The following is a 17018-nucleotide window of genomic DNA, read 5'->3' as shown; positions in this document are numbered from 1 at the left end:
TCCTGCCCCATCCGCGCGAAATGCATGAGCCTCCTTGGGCGCAGGTGTCGGAGGGTGTTGTTCAGAACGGTGCGGGTTGCTCGAACGTGACGCGCTGGCCTGTTCCTGGGTGCTCAAAAGAGATGAGCTCCGCGTGCAGGAGCATTCGCTCAGCGGGGTGTCCGTAGAGGCGGTCTCCGACGATGGGCGCGCCGAGCCCCAGGGGATGGGCGGCGTGGACGCGCAGCTGGTGCGTGCGTCCCGTGAGGGGGAAGAAGGCCACCCGCGTGCGGCCTTCGCCGCGCTCCAGGACGCGCCACTCCGTCACCGCGGGCTTGCCGTGCACGGGGTCGTGAATCTGGCGGGGCCGGTCGTCGAGGTCCACGCGCATGGGGAAGTCGATGGTGCCGTGCTCGCCCCGGACGTGCCCCTGGACCCAGGCCACGTAGCGCTTGTGGACCTGACGCTCGGCGAACTGTCGCTGCAGGGCCGCGTAGGTGCTCGAGTCCAGCGCCGCGACGACCAGCCCGGACGTGTCCAGGTCCAGCCGGTGCGCGAGCAGCGGACCCGTGGCCCGCGGAAAGCGCGCGCGCAGCCGGGCCAGCAGGGAGTCCGTCACCGAGGTGTCCTTCCCGGGCACGGAGAGCAGGCCACACGGCTTCTCCACCACGACGAGCCACGCATCCTCGTGGACGATGGACAGCCCGGTGGACACCTGCACCGGGGGCGCGAAGGCCCGGTGCGCGGAGACCTGGAGCCCCTCCAGCATGAAGGGCAGCAGGGGACCGCACTTGTCCTTGCAGGCGGCGTAGAACGCCCCGGACGCGCGTCCTCCCGCGAGCGGCGGAGCGCCCCACCAGAACTCGGCGAGCGCCACCGGCCTCAGCCCGTACGCGAAGGCCCGGGCGAGGAGCTTGGGGCCCGCGCAGTCGGCGGCGCCGGAGGGCGGGGCGCCAGCGGGATAGAGGGCCCGCAGGGGGCGGCGCTCGCCCCGCGCGTTCGGCACCGTGTACGTGTCGTGCAGGCGCTTCATGAGCGCACGGGAGACGATGCGCCTCAGCCGCTCCAGGGCCCGGAGTCGCCGCTCCATGCGCGCCCGCTTCGGAGCGATGGCCTGGCGCTCCTGCTCCTGGGCAGCCTCCAGCCGCCGCCACTCCGCCTTGTCGCCCCGGCTCTCCTGGTCCAGCGCGTGGAGGGCCTCGCGCCTCGTGGTTTCCGGAAGTGCCGCCGACGCCGTGAGCTCCTCCCTCCGGACATGGCGCTGCCGGCGCTTCGCCTCGTGACGGGCGCGCAGCTCCGCGCGCTGCGCCGAGTGCCGCGCCTCCCGTGCTTCATCGTCGGCGCGAAGCGCGGCGAGCTCGGGCGAGGTCCGCAGGGCCTCAGCGCGCGCGTGCAGCGCCTTCACCACGGCCTCGCCCTCGGGCTCCAGCCTGGCTCGCGTCTCGCGGTCGAAAATCGGTGGAACGAAGCCCGGCACGTCCCAGCGCCCCGCCAGCATGCCGGAGAAGGAGCGCAGGTAACCGAAGCGCCCGTCGGAGGCCTGGACGACGAGCACGCCGAACATCTTCCCGCCCTCGGCGCCTTCGAGCAGCGAGGTGGGGAGTCCGGGAGCGATGAGTCCTGCCCGGAGCTCCTCCTGCATCCGCTCCGCGGCCCGGCGCGCCAGGGCGTGGGGGCCCGACTCCTCGAAGGGGCTCGGAAACGCCCCGTCGACCTCATGGGGGGCCGGCTGCGGCTCGAAGGGGATGACCCAGGTCTCCACGCCCGCCTCGGTAGCACGAAATCCACCGCGCTTCGAAGGCGCCCTGACTCCGCGGGACGTGCGAGCATGGGCCTGCATGTCACCCAAGCAGAAGGGCCCGTCCGTGGCGAAGGCAGCCCGTGACGAGGCGCAGCAGCCGGCGGTGGTGGCCGGACTGGTCACCGGAGTGGATGGAGTGTGCCGGTGCGCGTGGGCCGGGAGTGCCCCGGACTACGTGGCGTACCACGACACCGAGTGGGGCCGGCCCGTCTCGGACGACCATCGCCTGTTCGAGAAGCTCTGCCTCGAGGGCTTCCAGTCGGGCCTGAGCTGGCTGACCATCCTGCGCAAGCGGGCGGCCTTCCGCGAGGCCTTCCTCGGCTTCGACTTCACCCGGCTGACGCGCTTCACCGCGCGCGACGTGGAGCGGCTGCTGGGCAACGCGGGCATCGTCCGGCACCGGGGTAAAATCGAGTCCGTGGTGAACAACGCCCGCCGCGCGTGCGAGCTGGTGGAGGAGCAGGGCTCGCTCGCGGCCTTCCTCTGGCGCTTCGAGCCCGCGGCCTCCAGCCGCCCCCGTCACCTCTCCTGGGAGGTGCTGCGCGCCATGCCCACGACGCCCGAGTCGACCGCGCTCTCACGCGAGCTGCGCCGGCGCGGGTGGTCGTTCGTGGGCCCCACCACCGCGTATGCCTTCATGCAGTCAATGGGGATGGTGAACGACCACGTGGAGGGCTGCGGCCTCCGGCGCGAGTCGGAGCGGCTGCGCAAGGCCTTCGTCCGGCCCGGCCACCGCGCCGGGTGACCTCTTTGTTGGAGTTGAAGGCGGGGGCTACGCGGTCGCGCGCCTCAGGTCGTCCAGCATGCCGGACTGGAGCGCCTTGCTGGCGACGCCCGACATGCTCTCCGCCAGCGTCTGGACGGAGCGGGTGACGGTCTGCGTCTCCTCGACGACCTTCAGCGTGCGCTGCATCTGCCTGGACAGCTCCTGGATGGCCTGGGCAATCTGGTAGGTGCCCACGTCCTGCTGGGCCACCGCGGCGGAGATCTGCCGGACGTTGCCGCCGGTGTCGCTGACGAGGCTGGACAGCTTCTGCAGCTGGGCACCGGAGTCGCGCACCGCGTTCAGGCTCACCTGGACCCGCTGCTCGCCCTGCTCGCTCAGCTTCGCCGTGTCACGCATGCTGGCGCTCACGCCGTCCAGCACGTCGCGGATGCGCTGGGTGGCCCGGATGGACTGGTCCGCCAGGCTGCGCATCTCGCGCGCCACCACGCCGAAGCCCTTGCCGCTGTCGCCGTTGCGCACCGCCTCGATGGCGGCGTTGATGGCCAGCATGTTGGACTGGTCCGCCAGCGTCTTCACGTCGTCGACGATGCCGGACACCTCGCGGGTGCGCCCGTCGAGCGTGAGGATGCGCGCGGCCATCTCCGATACCTCGGTGCGGATGGCCGCGAGGTCCACCAGCGTGCGTTCCAGGGCCGCGCCGCCCTCGCGGCCCACCTGCTCGGCCGTCTCCGCGGACTCCGCGAGCAGCCGGGCCTTTTCGGCCGTCACCTGGGAGCCCTGACGGATTTCCTGCACGGTCTGCTCCAGCTGCTGGAGCGCCGTCGCCTGGCGGCTGATGCCGGCGGTCTGCTCCTCGCTGGTGGTGCGCAGCTGCTGCACCACGGCGGCGAGCTCATCGGCGCCGCTGCCCATGCGCTGGGCCAGCTGGTGCACCTCCTTGCGCCGCGCGTCGAGCTGCTGGCCGTGCACCGCCAGCGAGCGCATCACCACCGAGGAGCGGCGCGCGACGATGCCCACCAGCGACCCCGTGAGGGCCAGGAAGCCCCAGTGGACCTGGCTGTCGATGGTCTCCGCCAGGCCGAGCAGGGGGAGCGTGCTGAGCATGATGAGGAAGAAGAGGATGGCGAGCCCGGTGACGAAGATGCGGGCGTCCGGGTCCCCCCGCCACGCCAGGACGGTCGCGACGCCGAAGCAGAGCAGCAGCGAGGGGAGCGTGTAGCCGAGCAGGGACATCATCACCTGATAGGCGGCGCTCAGGTCCATGAGCACGAGGACGCACTGGAGGACGGCCGGAACGCAGACCACGGCCGCGAACCGGCGGAACCAGCGCAGCTCCCCCTCTCGGGTGGTATCCGAGATGAACCACGCCAGGCTGGGCAGGAGGCAATGCGAGCCCAGCAGCGTGAAGACGCCGCTGAGGGAGGGCTTGTCCCAGAGCGCCAGGAACAGCCCGCTGGCGCCAAACTGCATCACGCCCGAGCCCAGGGCGAAGACGGCCAGCGGCACGAGCAGCCGCCGCTGGCGGCGCAGGAGGGCCGCGCCCAGGGTCAACACGCCGATGGCCACCAGCAGCGCCCCCATGACGAAGGGCGCCAGGCCCTTGCGCGTCGCCTCCGCGCGCAGCTCATGGCGAGCGCCCACCCGCGCCCCGCGCGTGACGCCGATGGCGGGCCCGCTCCCCTGGATGCGCAGCAGCACCTGCCGGTCCACGGACGAGAGCGGCAGCGGCACCAGGTGCCAGCTCATGCCTTCCATCGACTCCTTGCCAGCGGGATTCAGCTTCCCGCTCGCGTAGATGCGCTGGCCGTCGGCGTACACCTCGAAGGCGGTGGCGACGTTGCCCAGGAAGAGAGCGGGCTCCAGCCATGTGCCCGCGGGCACGGGGATGCTCACCCAGAGCAGCGTGTTCTTCCCGCGGCCCGGCGGCTCCTTGAGCGCCTCCATGGCCTGCCAGCCCTCCGTCGCCTTCGCGCCCTTCGCCCACGTGGGCATGCCGTCGGGACCGAGGGGGGAGTCACCCCAGCGGTAGCGCCACCCCTCGAGCGCGGGCACCGTGGCCCGGCTCGGCTCCGCATGCGCGGCGGGCGCCAGTGCGAGGACGAAGAGCAGCGCGGAGCCCAGCGCCGCGAGCCGTGAGACGCGGCCCGACGGGGTGTTCCTGGAGGGAGTGGGCCTGCGGATGAGGTTGGAAACGAGGACGCGGGAGAGACCCATGTGACGCAGATGCTCCAGCGCCTCGGGGCCGTCTGTAAAATGGGTCCCTGATGCCTCGCCCGCTGTGCCGCCGGGCGCGATACAGGGCTTACCGAGTTATCACGAGGTCAATCCTGACGCTGAGGTTGCCTGCCCGGGTTCCCAGGTCCGCCGTATTGATACACAGTTGTAACAGGCTCGGTAAAAGCTGGAAGAGCTGAAACAAAGACACACGCCTGGCAGGCGTTCATCGGCTGCTACGAAGTGCTGGCGGCGTCCGTGAGCAGCAGCCGGCACCGGAGCCCTCCGTTGCGCACGGGGAGGCTCCTGGCGCCGGGCAGGTCCAACGCCTTCACCAGCGCCGTGTCGTCCGGGAGGATGACGGCCGCGCGCCAGCCCGCGAAACCGCGGCGCAGCGTGGCGCCCAGCGCGCGGTAGAGGCCAGGCAGGTCCTCGGCCTCTCCCACGCGCTTGCCATAGGGCGGATTGGCCACCACCAGCCCGGGGCCGGGGGAGGGCGCCGTCAGCGTGCGCACGTCCTTGCGCTCCAGCGCGAGCGTCACCCCGGCACGCCGGGCATTGCGCCGCGCCGTGCCCAGCGAGCCCGCGTTGATGTCATGGCCATGAATCACCGCCCGGGGCGCGGGGAGGGCGTCGGCCTCGGCCTGTGCCTTGCGCCGGGCCCAGGCCTCCGCGTCGAAGCCGGGGAAAGACTCGAAAGCGAAGGCGCGCGTCAGCCCCGGCGCCCGGTTCATGGACATCCACGCCCCCTCGATGAGGAATGTGCCCGAGCCGCACATCGGGTCCACCAGGGGCTCCGCGCCGTCGTACCCCGCCAGCCGGAGGATGCCGGCCGCCAGCGTCTCGCGCAGGGGCGCGCGGCTCACCTCCTGTCGGTAGCCGCGCCGGTGCAGGGGCTCGCCGCTGGTGTCGGCACTCACGGTGAAGACGTCCCCCTCCACGCGCACCAGCAACGTGAGGCCCGGGCCGCTGCCCTCTTCCTCGAGCGCCCCGGCCTGCTCCACCGAGGGAAGGCCCCACGCATAGGCCGCCGCGGAGAACACCACGTCCGCGCCCGGCACCCGCGAGCGGTGCAGGCTCACCGACAGCTTCGGCGGCGTGCGCCCATCCCAGAGGCGCGACAAGTCCATCGCGCCCAGGTGCTCGGCCAGCGTGTCCGAGTCTCCCGCGCGGAAGGTGCCCACGCGCAGCAGCACGCGGCTGGCGGTACGCAGGCGTAGGTTGGCCTCCTGGTGCAGCCCCGCCGGGCCTTCCAGCTCCACGCCGCCCTCTGCGCGGCGCGGCTTCCAGCCCAGCGCGGACGCTTCTGCCTCCAGCGCGAGCTCCAGCCCGGGCAGGGTGGACACGTAGAGCTGTTCGACCTTCGGAGGGGGGCTCGTCACAGGGAGATCATTGCCCGCTTACCAAGACCGGACGCAACGTCGCTTCACCGGAACTCGTCCACGATGAATACCCCTGCGGTGGAGAACTCGAGGAGGGCCATGCCGGGCTTCGACTCATGCAGCTTCCTGAGCTGCCCCTTGGACAATCTCGCCACCGCGCAGATGGGGACCTTGTCTCCGTCAAGCGGATGGGCCTCGTAGTAACGGATGACGACCTGCGGACCTCCCGTCCAGACCCGCCCATAGAGCCGGGTGCCGGTCCCGAGCGTCCCGAGCTCGCCAAACAGAACGCTCTCGACGAGGCCGTCATAGAGAGTGATGGGACGGGCGTCGTCCTGGTTCGCGTCGAGCTCGACAGATGCACCGTCGCCGACCCGCGCGCGCAGGTAGCGCATCGCCTTGAGGGCTTCTTCCGGACACTTCTCGGAGCCAGGTGTCCCATCGGGTCGGAGGGCCACTCCACCCGGGCCAGTCGCAGTGCAGCCGGCGGACGTCGCAAGCAGGACCGCGAAGCACAGGTGGGTGAATCTCGAATCCGTCATGCCCTGGCTCCTACTCTCGCGCGAGCCGGGGATCCAGCACGACGAGGGCCTGCCGCAGACCGTCGTGACGGACGAGCTCCAGCGCCAGTTGCGTGGGCTTCCCCGCGTCCACGAACGCTTCCTTGTCTACGATGAAGGCGAGCCGACCTTCCTCACGGGGTGGAATCGAGGAGTGGGTCGCCCGGATGGCGACGGTGCGCGTCTCGCCTCCTGGCGTGGTCATGAGGCGGGCTTCCTTCAAGCGCCAGGGGCGCTTGGGGTCGTGATTCCGGAGGGTGACGAGGACCGCAGCCTTCAACCTGCCAGAGTAGGCAACGATGTGGATGTCAGCGTCGTCCTCCTTGAACAGCCAGGTTCGAATTGGACGGAACGGGGTCTGCGTCACGGCGCCCGAGGCCAGCAGTGCGGCCAGGGCGTGGTCGGGTGATGTCTCCTCCTTCCGAAAGCGCTCGTTCTCTTTCACCAGGATTCGCTCTCGACCGAGCGCGTCGTACAGCGACGAGAGCACCGCATTGTAGCTCTTGCGGTCCTTGAACACGTTCACCTGCTGGTCCACGCGTTGGCCTTCACGTGGCGGCCCCAACAGGAACGGGAACTCCGTCCCGTCCGCGAGTGTGACGAGCAATGGGACTCGCTCGTCTTCCGCGAGGTCGCGCAGCGGCACGACCACCACGAGCTTTCCCATGACGGCGGGAGGCTCGAACCGGCCTTCCCAGCCCAGGAGTCGGGTCCGTGCGGCGTCGCAGGCCTGATCGAACCTGAGGACCGTGGCGACCTGCCCGCTCACGGAGACCCGATGTGCCTCCTGTGCCGGATGGTCGGAGATGAGGAGGGTCCTGACGGCGGCGGACTCGCGTTCCCGTGCTGACGCCGTGAAGGCGACCAGGAGGAACAGCACGACGAGCCAATGAGGGAGGGGACGCCACATGGTGGCGGAGAACCTACCAGCATGGGCGCCTCAGTCCATACCCATCAAGGCGGCAGGTGGCGGTCCTGCCACCCTCTGAGCGAAGGAGGACGCCCTTCGCTCACGGCGCGGGCGCGGAGGGCTGCTCGGGCTCCAGTCCCCGCCGCTGGCTACGCGGGCCCGGGGCCGCCTGGAGCGGGGCGTCCGCGTAGACGCCGCGGTACTCGGGCGGCAGCAGCTCCGCCACCCGGCGCATCATCGCGTCCACCAGCCCCTGGCGCGCGTCCTGCGCCCCGGCCGCCTCCGCCTCCAGGTCCTCCACGCGGAACGGCTTGCCGAAGCGCACCAGGACGCGGGCGCGGTACAGCCGCTCCCCACCCATGTCCTGGTCGTTGATGGGCATCAGCTTCTCCGTGCCCCGCAGCGCCACCGGCACCACGGGCACGCCCGCGCGCTTGGCAATCAGCGACACGCCCTTCTTCGCCTGCAGCAGCTCGCCCGTGCGGCTGCGCGCGCCCTCCGGGAAGATGAGCACCGAGTCGCCACCCTTGAGCGTCTCCACCGCCCGCCGCATGGCCTCGATGTCCGCCGAGTTGGGCTTGATGGCGATGGTGTCCATCACCTCCGACGCCAGCCGTGTCATCGTCGTGCCCTGCAGCTTCACGCCCGCCAGGAAGATGACCTTCCTGGGACGGAAGGCCCGGTCCAGCGTGAAGCCGTCCGCGTTGGACAGGTGGTTGGCGATGAAGAGGCAGGGCTCGTCCGGAATGTTGTCCCGGCCCTCCACCTCCTCCTCCGCCAGCACGTCCCACACCGTGTCCATCAGCGCGCGCACCACGTGGCGGCGGGCGCCCTCCGGAAGCTTGGCCATCAGATAGAAGAGGATGCGCAGCACGCGGGTGTCGCCTCCTGCCAGGGAACGGGTGGGGAGCATGGCCCGCCCGGAGCCCCCGCGTCCGAGCGTTGGTGCCGGGGCCCCAGCACCGCTACCCACCGCCAGAAGATGTAGTCCCGCCCCGTGCCGCCCGTCAGCCCTGACGCGGCACGCCACCCCGCCTGCCGGGCAGGCCGTCGTACAGCCAACGCTCCGGACCGACTGCCGGACGGGAGCACTCCTGCGCCTGCCAGGGTACCCGACCCGCCCGGGTCGGCGCCGGCCACGAACAGGTGACGGCGCAAAGCCATCGGCGAGAGGGCGCGGGTTGCGCTAAGGGAACAGAGCATGAGCGCCGTCGAAGCCAGCCCCTCGCGCAGCAGGAAGCCCGTCGAGTACGAAGTCACGGTCGCCAGCGTGCGGATGGACACGCACGACACGGCCACGCTCTTCCTCGACTTCGGCGGCGTCCCGCTCGACTACAAGGCCGGGCAGTTCCTCAACCTCGACCCGCACCAGTTCCCCGCACTCGGGCGCCTGTCCGCCTACCTCCAGGAGCAGAAGGGCCGCAAGGAGCCGCAGCGCTCCTACTCGCTGGCCTCCGCGCCCCACGAGCCGCTGGTGGCCATCACCGTCAAGGACGAGGAGTTCATCCCCGGCCTCACCCGGTACCCGCCGCTCCTGTCCCCCTACCTCGTGCACGGCCGGCTCACCGGCGCGCGCCTCAAGGTGCTGGGCTTCATGGGGCCGTACGTCCTGCCGGAGGACGTGGAGCAGCGCACCGGGCACATCGTCCACCTGGTGGCCGGCTCCGGCGCGGTGCCCAACTTCGCCATCCTCAAGGACGCGCTCCACCGCGGCCTGAAGCTGCGCCACACCTTCCTCTTCTCCAGCAAGACGTGGGGCGACGTGCTCTACGGCGACGAGCTGGCCGCCCTGGAGCGCGCCCACCCGGACCTCGTGCGCGTGGTGCACACCCTCACCCGCGAGACGGACGAGGCCCGCTTCGGCCCCGCGGTGCGCAAGGGCCGCGTGGGCCAGGCCCTGCTGGAGGAGCTGATTCCGGACCGGGACACCTGCCTCGTCTACGCGTGCGGCCCGGCGATTACGCCGTGGGACCGGCGCAAGGCGCTGGAGACGCGCACGCCCGCCACGCCGCGCTTCATGGAGACGGTGCTCGGCCACCTCCATGCGCTGGGCCTCGCGGACAAGCGCATCAAGCGGGAGACCTACGGGTAGGCTCCGCTGGCAGCACCACCTCGAAGCGGGCCCCGCCGCCGTGCCTGCCGCTGGCCCGCACGGTGCCACCGTGCGCCAGCACCACGCGCCGGACGATGGCCAGCCCCAGCCCGCGGCCGTTGGCGCGCGTGAGGAAGAAGGGCTCGAAGATGCGCTGGGGGGCCACGTTGGGGATGCCGGGCCCCTCGTCCTCCACCACCAGGCACACGCCTCCGGCCTTCGAGCGCTCCACCGACATCCGCACGCTGCCGCCGGTGGGAGACGCCTGCACCGCGTTGCGCACCAGGTGCGTCACCGCCAGCTGGAGCAGCAGCTCGTCGCCCTCGATGGAGGGCGTGTCCGGCGCCTCGTTCACCGTGAAGCGCAGGGTGGGTGCGTCCGGAGCCCCGTGCAGCTGCCCCAGCGCACGGCGCACCAGCTCGCCCAGCTGCACCGGCCGGGGACGCGGCTCCAGCGGGCGCACCACGTCCAGCAGGTCCTTGACGATGTCCTCCAGCCGGATGACCTCCTCCTCCAGCATGCCCACCGCGGCCTGGCCGGTGGGGCCCAGGTGCGCCTCGCGCCGCAGCACCGCCACCGCGTTGAGGATGGCGCCCAGCGGGTTGCGCACCTCGTGGGCCACCACGCCGGCCGCCTCGCCCAGCACCGTCAGCCGCTCGTTCGCCACCAGCTCGTCCTGCAGCCGCGACAGCTGGTCCAACCGCACCGCCGACATCTGGTGGTTGCGCACGTTCTCCAGCGCGCTGCCCACCAGCCGCGCGAACAGCTCCAGCGTGCCCGCGCTCGCCGGGGTGAGCGCCGTGCCCTGCACGGAGAGCAGGCCGTAGGGCCGGCCCTCCACGAGCAGGGGCGCGTCCAGGCCTCGTGAGTCCGGCGGGTACAGCTGCTGGATTTTCGCGAACACCTCCGGCGGGTGGATGCGCTTCACCACGCTGAACATGTCCTGGTGGAAGGCCGCCTTGCGCCGCTCGAGCACCTCCTGGAAGTGCGGCACGGTGGAGATGGGGATGCGCACGTCGCCCATGGGCATCCCGTAGAGCTGCTCCGCCGCGGCCACGCCAGCGGGCTCCTGCCGCATGGGCCCGTGCCGGAACACGTCCCCTTCCAGCCGCAGCACCGACACATAGAAGCCCTGCTGGTGCACCGCCTCCACGGCCGTCTCCAGCACCGCCTGCTCGTCGCGGCACCGCATCATCTCCCCGGCGGCCGTCACCAGCGCCTCGGTGAGCCGCCGGACGGAGTCCTCTCCCTCCGCGTCCATCATGAGCACCACGCTATCTTCCGGGCTGAAGCCGGGCGCATAGTGCAGCGAGAGGGTGCACTCCTGCCCGTCTGCCCGGCGGAGGCGCATCCAGACCGGCCGCTCCGGACGTGGCCCTCCCCGCGTCATCGCCTCGTACATCGGCTCCACCCAGGCCTGCTCCCTGGGGACGAAGCGTGAGATGAGCCCCGAGGTCGGGGTGGACAGCAGCTCCGCGAGCGGAATGCCCAGCAGGGCCGCGAGCGCCGGGTTGGCGCTGAGCACCTGCTCTCCACGGGTGACAGCGGCGGGAATGGGCAGCCCTTCGAGCAGCCGGTAGTCGGCGAAGGCGTTGGACACGGCCGCCATCCTGTGGGGCGTCCCGAGCGTCCGCAAGCGGGCATCTGGGACCCACCGGAGGGGGTGTGCAATGGCTCATCCCGCACGCCCGTATGGATCAGGGAGTGGGCTGACCGGAGGTAACGACAATGAACTTCTTGAGCGTGATGGACCGCGATGACCTGGAGCTGAAGGCGGTGATGGCGGTGATGGCCGCCTTCGTGATGACGGGAGCGGTGTTCCTCGGTCAGCTGCTCTAGTCGCTACTTCTTCGCGGGCTTGGCGCGCGTGAGGTACTTCTGGATGAACTCCTTCTCCTCCGCGCGCAGGTGGCTCAGCCGCAGGCCGTAGCCCCGCGGGTTCTTTCCGTCCTCCAGGGAGTTCTCCCAGATGACGGAGCTGCGCAGCGTCATCACCCGCTGCGGCTCGTCGAAGCGGAGCGTCAGCTCCACCAGGGTCCCCAGCCGCAGCGGCTTGTCCGTGGCAATGAACAGTCCGCCCGAGGACAGGTTGATGATGCGGTGGTCGGTGAAGATGCCGGCATTCTGCAGCGTGACCTTCACGTCCGCATGGATGCGGTCATCCGAGCGGCGCTCCAGGCCCACGAACTCCGCGCTGGAGTAGGTGGGCGCGGTGGTCGCCTTGCGCACGGACGGCGCGGGCGGAGGCGGCGCCGGAGCGGGCCGCGACACGGGCGGTGGAGGCGCGACGGGGGCGCGCGCGGCCATGGGCGCCGCGTGCATCACCGGCGGCGGCCGGGGCGGCATGGCCGGAGCGGCGGGCGCGGTGTGCACCACCGGCGGCGGCCGGGGCGGCATGGCCGGAGCGGCCGGAGGAGCCACGGGGGGCGGGCGCACCTGTGCGACGGGAGGGGCCACGGGCGCCACCGGAGGCGCGGTGGGGGCGATGGGCGGCGCCGGGGGCAGGGCGCCATTCATGTCCAGCCGGGGCGGGGCCGCGCGGGGCTGCTGCGCCGCGCTCTGCGTGTAGAGGGCCTCCGCCTCGCGCATGCGGCGCGAGAGGAAGTCGAAGATCTCCGCCGACACCTTGCGCAGCTCCGGGTGCGTGTCCGGGGCCAGGTGGTCTGGCGTGAAGCGCTTCGCCATGCGGAAGTACGCCAGCCGCAGCTCGTCCAGGCTGGCGTGCGGCTTGATGCCGAACAGCTCGTGGGCCGGCAGGTTCTGCAGGCCGCGCAGCTGCGTGCGCAGGCGCTCGGCCTGCTGCTGCTCCACGGACTGCGTCGGACGCGCGGCGGCGAACAGGTCGCTCAGCTCGGGCAGCTCCTGGAGGGCCACCCAGTTCGTCCCGTCACGCGAGGCCCGCACGGCGGCCTTCAGCCGGCCGGAGGCAATCAGCTCTCTCAGGGCCTGGAGCGCCAGGGGACCCAGCACACGTCCAAGGTTGTCCGCTACCCAGTAGCCAACAGCAGGAGACGACACGCAGACACCCCGTGAATCAGTGAGCCAGCGCCTGGCGCACGGCCGAGGCGATTTCCAGCGGGTGGAAGGGCTTGCCCACGAAGCCCACGGCGCCAGCGGCCATGGCCTGCTCCACCACGGGCTCGGCGTCCATGCTGCTGATGACCAGCACGCGCGTCGCCGGCGACACGGCCTTGATGGCCCCCAGCACCTCCAGCCCGCTCTTCTTCGGCATGAACAGGTCCAGGAACATCACCGCGGGCTTCTCGCGCGCGGCCACCGCCAGGCCTTCTTCTCCGTCCGCGGCCTCGAGCAGGCGCAGCTCGATGCCTGTCTCGGCGATGACGTCCTTGAGGATGCGGCGCACGAAGCTGTCGTCGTCCACGAGCAGCAGGGTCGGGGTTTCAGGCATGGCGCCGCATGATACGCGGACCTCGGAACATCCGCGCGGGTGACGTGCGGCGCCTGCCTGCCTTTTGGGCTATGCGGGGCCCATCTATGTCCACCGACAAGGCACTCTTCCACTTCGAGTCCCAGAAGCACGCCTACCTCGAGGACCTCAAGGCCCTCGTGAGGATTCCCAGTGTCTCATTCCCTGGATTCGACCCGACCGAGGTCCGACGCAGCGCGGACGCCACCGCGAAGCTCTTGAAGGACCGTGGGTTTGAAAACGTTCAGCTCCTCGAAATCGAGGGGGCGCACCCATACGTCTATGGAGAGGTGCTCAGGGCACCAGGCAAGCCCACGCTGCTGCTCTATGCGCACCATGACGTGCAGCCGGCGGGGGACGCGGCGGCGTGGAAGAGCCCGCCCTTCGAGCCGGTGGAGCGGGACGGCCGGCTGTATGGCCGCGGCTCGGCGGACGACAAGGCGGGCATCGTCGTGCACACGTCGGCGGTGGAGGCGTGGCTGAAGGGGGCGGGCCGCCTGCCGCTCAACGTGAAGGTCATCATCGAGGGCGAGGAGGAGGTAGGCAGCAACCACCTCTCCGCCTTCCTGCAGAAGCACGCGGCGCTGCTGAAGGCGGACGCCATCGTCCTCACGGACACGTCCAACTTCGACACCGGCCTGCCGTCCATCACCACCGCGCTGCGGGGGCTCGTCACGGTGGACGTGGAGGTGCGGGCGCTGAAGCAGGCGGTGCACTCGGGCATGTGGGGCGGGCCGGTGCCGGACCCCGTCATGGCGCTATGCCGGATGCTGGCCACGCTGACGCACGCGGATGGCTCCATCGCCATTGAAGGCATCCAGGAGAAGGTGCGGCCGCTGACGGCGGCGGAGCGCGCCAGCATCCAGTCGCTGCCGGGTGACGAGGCCTACTTCCGCGAGCAGGTGGGCCTGCTCCCGGGCGCGCAGGTGCTGGGCGGCGGGCAGCACCCGTGGGAGATGAACTGGCGCCAGCCGAGCATCGCCATCAACGCCATCCAGGCCAGCAGCCGCAAGGACGCGCGCAACATCATCTGCGACGTGGCGTGGGCGCGCGTGGGCATCCGCATCGTCCCGGACCTGGAGCCGCGCGACGTGGAGCAGCGGCTGATGGCGCACCTGCGCAAGGTGTGCCCGTGGGGGCTGGAGCTGGGCTTCCACACGGAGGGCGCGTCCGGCTGGTGGTACACGGACCCTTCGCACCCCGCGTTCCAGGCGGCCTTCCGCGCGCTGGAGAAGGGCTACGGTGGCAAGGCGGTGGCCATCGGCTGCGGCGCGTCCATTCCCTTCGTGGAGCCCTTCGCGCGCGAGCTGGGCGGTGTGCCCGCGCTGCTCATCGGCGTGGAGGACCCGTACACGTACGCCCACTCGGAGAACGAGAGCCTGCACCTGGGCGACTGGGAGAAGTCCATCCGCAGTGCCATCCACCTCTACGAGGAGCTGGCCACCGCGCTCGCGGGCCGCTGAAGTCCGGCTCAGCGGTGCGGCCGATATTTCGGTCTTCCTTTCTCGTTGAAGTGCGCGTGGCCCGGCCGGGAGGCACGGGCTGCTCACACTCAAAAGGGGATGCGACATGTTCGGGACTGCTCGGCGCAGGGCCGCGATGCTGGTGGTGTGCTCGCTGTGGGGCTGTACGGGAGATGTCGCGAAGGGCAGCGTGCCCGAGGCACGGGCCGCGAATCCCACGGGCACGGTGGAGGCCTCACTGGGCGGGGCGAACCTCCGCTACCCGGACAAGCTGCGCATCCCCCTCAAGAACTTCTTCCCCGAGGGCGTGGCGCACGCGGCGGACGGCACGTTCTACGTGGGCAGCTACTCCGACGGCCGCGTCGTGCGGCAGCGCCCGGGCTGGCCCTTCGTGGAGCCGTTCCTCCCCGCCAGCGGGCGCGCCATCGCCGGCATGAAGGTGGAGGACGCGACGCGGACGCTGTGGCTGTGCGAGCTGGACCTGACACAGGCCACGCCCGACAACCTCAAGGCGTATGACTCGCGCACCGGCGCGGCGCGGGGCGCGTGGCCGCTGCCCCTGGGCGGTGGCTGCAACGACGTGGCGTTGGACGCGCAGGGCAACGTCTATGTCACCGACACGTACCTGGGCGTGGTGCGCCGGCTGAAGCGCGGTGGCTCGGCGCTGGAGGCGTGGGCGACGGACCCGGCCTTCATGGCGCCCCCCGGCTGGCCCGGCCTCAATGGCGTGGCCTGGGACGGCGGCGCGCTCTACGTCGCGAAGTACGACAGCGGCGAGCTGTTCCGCATCGCCATCCAGGCGGGCGGGGCGGCCGGCGCCATCACGAAGCTTGTCCCCAACGCGCCCATCGGCATGCCGGACGGCATCCTCTTCCAGTCCCCGGGCGTGCTGCTGGTGGTGGACAACGACAACGGCAAGTTCCTGAAGCTGGAGCTGTCCGGCGACACGGCGGCGGTGACGCTGCTGGCCACGGGCCTGGACAACCCCACCACGGTGGCGCTGCATGACGGGGACGCCTTCGTCGTCGAGTCCCAGTTCGACCACTTCTTCGGCATCGACCGCACCCCGGCGGATGTGCCTTTTGTCGTGACGCGCATCTGGCTTAGGTAGTTCCTCCGGAGAGGAGGAACGACCCATGACGGGGGGCGTGGATGCAGGCGTGGTGGCTGGCTTCGTGGCGGCCATTGCCTTCGATGTGCTGATGCCGGTGGTGGTGGCGCTGTGGGCCCGCCGCCGGCTGGGCGTGGCGTGGAAGGTGGTGACCTGGGGCGCGCTGGGCTTCGCCCTGTCCCAGCTCTTCACGCGGGTGCCGCTGGTGCAGGGGCTCCAGTTTGTCCTGCGCGACGAGCTGAAGGCCTCCCCGGCGCTCATGGCGGCGTGGGTGGTCGTGCTCTCGCTCACCGCCGGCCTCTTCGAGGAGACGGCGCGGCTGTGGATATTCCGGGGGCCGCTGAAGGACTTCCGGCGCTGGCGGGACGCGGTGGGCTACGGCGTGGGCCACGGCGGGCTGGAGTCCGCGCTGCTGATTGGCGGCCTGGCGGCGCTGGGGCTCATCAACATGTTCGCGCTGTCCGCGCTGGACCCGTCCACGCTGCGGGTGCCACCAGAGGTGGTGGAGGAGGTGCGGAAGGCGAAGGAGACCTTCGCGCAAGTGCGCTGGTGGGAGCCGCTGATGGGCGCGTACGAGCGCGCGGGCTCCATGGTGCTGCACGTCGCGTTGTCGGTGCTGGTGATGCAGTGCTTCGTCCGAGGCAGCCTGCGCTGGTACTGGCTCGCGGTGGGCTGCCATACGGTCAGCAACGCCCTGGGCGTGGGAGGCGGGCTGCTGGCGCAGAAGACCCTGGGGAAGACGGCGGGAATCGTGGTGGCGGAGGGCGCGCTGACGGTGTTCGCGCTCCTCGGCCTGTGGGTCATCCGTCGCTTCCGCCCCCGCGAGCCGGAGGCGGAGGGCCTGCCCTCGGCACCCGCGCCTACTTCGACTTGAAGCCCAGGTGGGCCAGCGCGGCCTTCACCCAGTCCTTGATGGACACGGTGTCGAAGGGCACGGCCTCGCGGGCGGGGTACTTCTTCTCGAAGTAGCTCACCGCGGCCACGCCCATGGCGAAGGCGGTGCCACCGCTGGCGGCGCCCTTGAGGAGCCAGCCGGCAAAGGGGATGTGGCCCACCGTCTCCCCGACGATGGTGGACGCCGCCTTGCGCGCGACGATGCCGGCGCCCAGCGTGGGGATGAGGCCCAGTGCCTCCCCCAGGGTGAGCTTCTCCCCGTAGATGCCCGCCACGTGGAAGATCATGTACGCCTCGATGGCGGACGTGAGCGCGGTGTGCGCGCCCGGGACGGGCATGGGAATGGCCGCCGCGCCCGCCGCGCGCAGAGCGCTCTCCTCGACCCAGCTACGTGCTGCCTTCTCCGCCGTCATGCTCTGTGCCTCCAGGCTGTGGACCCGGAGCAGTGTAGTCCACCG

15 protein-coding genes are annotated in these 17018 nt (G+C 71.1%); 5 read left to right on the top strand and 10 right to left on the bottom strand.

All coding sequences use genetic code 11. The features are described from left to right. Window positions 1-61 precede the first annotated feature (61 nt). Window positions 62-1741, bottom strand: a complete 1680-nt coding sequence (locus LXT23_RS44560) for an RluA family pseudouridine synthase (RefSeq protein ID WP_253986609.1) — start codon at window positions 1739-1741, stop codon at window positions 62-64. 76 nt (window positions 1742-1817) lie between these two features. On the opposite strand from LXT23_RS44560, the gene LXT23_RS44555 reads away from it, so the two are divergent. Further along, window positions 1818-2525, top strand: a complete 708-nt coding sequence (locus tag LXT23_RS44555) for a DNA-3-methyladenine glycosylase I (RefSeq protein WP_323379155.1) — start codon at window positions 1818-1820, stop codon at window positions 2523-2525. 27 nt (window positions 2526-2552) lie between these two features. Here LXT23_RS44555 and LXT23_RS44550 read toward each other — a convergent pair whose 3' ends face one another. From LXT23_RS44550 to LXT23_RS44530, 5 genes are all read right to left on the bottom strand, one after another. Then, on the bottom strand, window positions 2553-4721 hold the full coding sequence (locus LXT23_RS44550) for a methyl-accepting chemotaxis protein (protein WP_253986608.1): 2169 nt from the start codon (window positions 4719-4721) through the stop codon (window positions 2553-2555). Window positions 4722-4957: 236 nt separating this feature from the next. Further along, on the bottom strand, window positions 4958-6103 hold the full coding sequence (locus tag LXT23_RS44545; protein WP_253986607.1) for a THUMP domain-containing class I SAM-dependent RNA methyltransferase: 1146 nt from the start codon (window positions 6101-6103) through the stop codon (window positions 4958-4960). Window positions 6104-6147: 44 nt separating this feature from the next. Further along, window positions 6148-6645, bottom strand: coding sequence for a serine/threonine protein kinase (locus tag LXT23_RS44540; RefSeq protein WP_253986606.1), 498 nt, complete (start codon window positions 6643-6645; stop codon window positions 6148-6150). Window positions 6646-6655: 10 nt separating this feature from the next. Beyond that, window positions 6656-7573 (bottom strand): DUF2381 family protein, encoded by a 918-nt coding sequence (locus LXT23_RS44535; protein WP_253986605.1) that lies wholly within the window; start codon window positions 7571-7573, stop codon window positions 6656-6658. A gap of 100 nt (window positions 7574-7673) precedes the next feature. Further along, entirely contained in the window at window positions 7674-8447 is a 774-nt protein-coding gene (locus tag LXT23_RS44530) for a lysophospholipid acyltransferase family protein (protein ID WP_323379156.1), read from the bottom strand. 327 nt (window positions 8448-8774) lie between these two features. On the opposite strand from LXT23_RS44530, the gene LXT23_RS44525 reads away from it, so the two are divergent. Next, window positions 8775-9665 (top strand): ferredoxin reductase domain-containing protein, encoded by an 891-nt coding sequence (locus LXT23_RS44525; RefSeq protein WP_253986603.1) that lies wholly within the window; start codon window positions 8775-8777, stop codon window positions 9663-9665. Here LXT23_RS44525 and LXT23_RS44520 read toward each other — a convergent pair. From LXT23_RS44520 to LXT23_RS44510, 3 genes are all read right to left on the bottom strand, one after another. Continuing rightward, window positions 9643-11274 carry a sensor histidine kinase gene (locus LXT23_RS44520; protein ID WP_253986602.1) on the bottom strand — a complete coding sequence of 544 codons (1632 nt, stop codon included), beginning with the start codon at window positions 11272-11274 and terminating at the stop codon, window positions 9643-9645. The two genes, LXT23_RS44525 and LXT23_RS44520, sit on opposite strands and share 23 nt — an antisense overlap. Before the next feature lie 233 nt (window positions 11275-11507). Next, window positions 11508-12635 (bottom strand): TIGR02266 family protein, encoded by a 1128-nt coding sequence (locus LXT23_RS44515; RefSeq protein WP_253986601.1) that lies wholly within the window; start codon window positions 12633-12635, stop codon window positions 11508-11510. Between the two features lie 64 nt (window positions 12636-12699). Next, window positions 12700-13074 carry a response regulator gene (locus tag LXT23_RS44510; RefSeq protein ID WP_253986600.1) on the bottom strand — a complete coding sequence of 125 codons (375 nt, stop codon included), beginning with the start codon at window positions 13072-13074 and terminating at the stop codon, window positions 12700-12702. Window positions 13075-13160: 86 nt separating this feature from the next. Here LXT23_RS44510 and LXT23_RS44505 point away from each other — a divergent pair, with 86 nt between their 5' ends. From LXT23_RS44505 to LXT23_RS44495, 3 genes are all read left to right on the top strand, one after another. Next, window positions 13161-14555: a M20/M25/M40 family metallo-hydrolase gene (locus LXT23_RS44505; RefSeq protein WP_253986599.1), complete on the top strand. Its 1395-nt coding sequence runs from the start codon at window positions 13161-13163 to the stop codon at window positions 14553-14555. Window positions 14556-14661: 106 nt separating this feature from the next. Beyond that, window positions 14662-15666, top strand: coding sequence for an SMP-30/gluconolactonase/LRE family protein (locus LXT23_RS44500; protein WP_253986598.1), 1005 nt, complete (start codon window positions 14662-14664; stop codon window positions 15664-15666). A gap of 25 nt (window positions 15667-15691) precedes the next feature. Continuing rightward, entirely contained in the window at window positions 15692-16540 is an 849-nt protein-coding gene (locus LXT23_RS44495) for a YhfC family intramembrane metalloprotease (RefSeq protein ID WP_253986597.1), read from the top strand. Here LXT23_RS44495 and LXT23_RS44490 read toward each other — a convergent pair. After that, entirely contained in the window at window positions 16527-16973 is a 447-nt protein-coding gene (locus LXT23_RS44490; RefSeq protein ID WP_253986596.1) for a DUF697 domain-containing protein, read from the bottom strand. The genes LXT23_RS44495 and LXT23_RS44490 overlap by 14 nt on opposite strands. Between the last annotated feature and the right edge of the window lie 45 nt (window positions 16974-17018).

The sequence above is a fragment of the Pyxidicoccus xibeiensis genome (assembly GCF_024198175.1).
Classification (GTDB): domain Bacteria; phylum Myxococcota; class Myxococcia; order Myxococcales; family Myxococcaceae; genus Myxococcus; species Myxococcus xibeiensis.
This window is presented reverse-complemented; position numbering and strand designations above follow the sequence as displayed.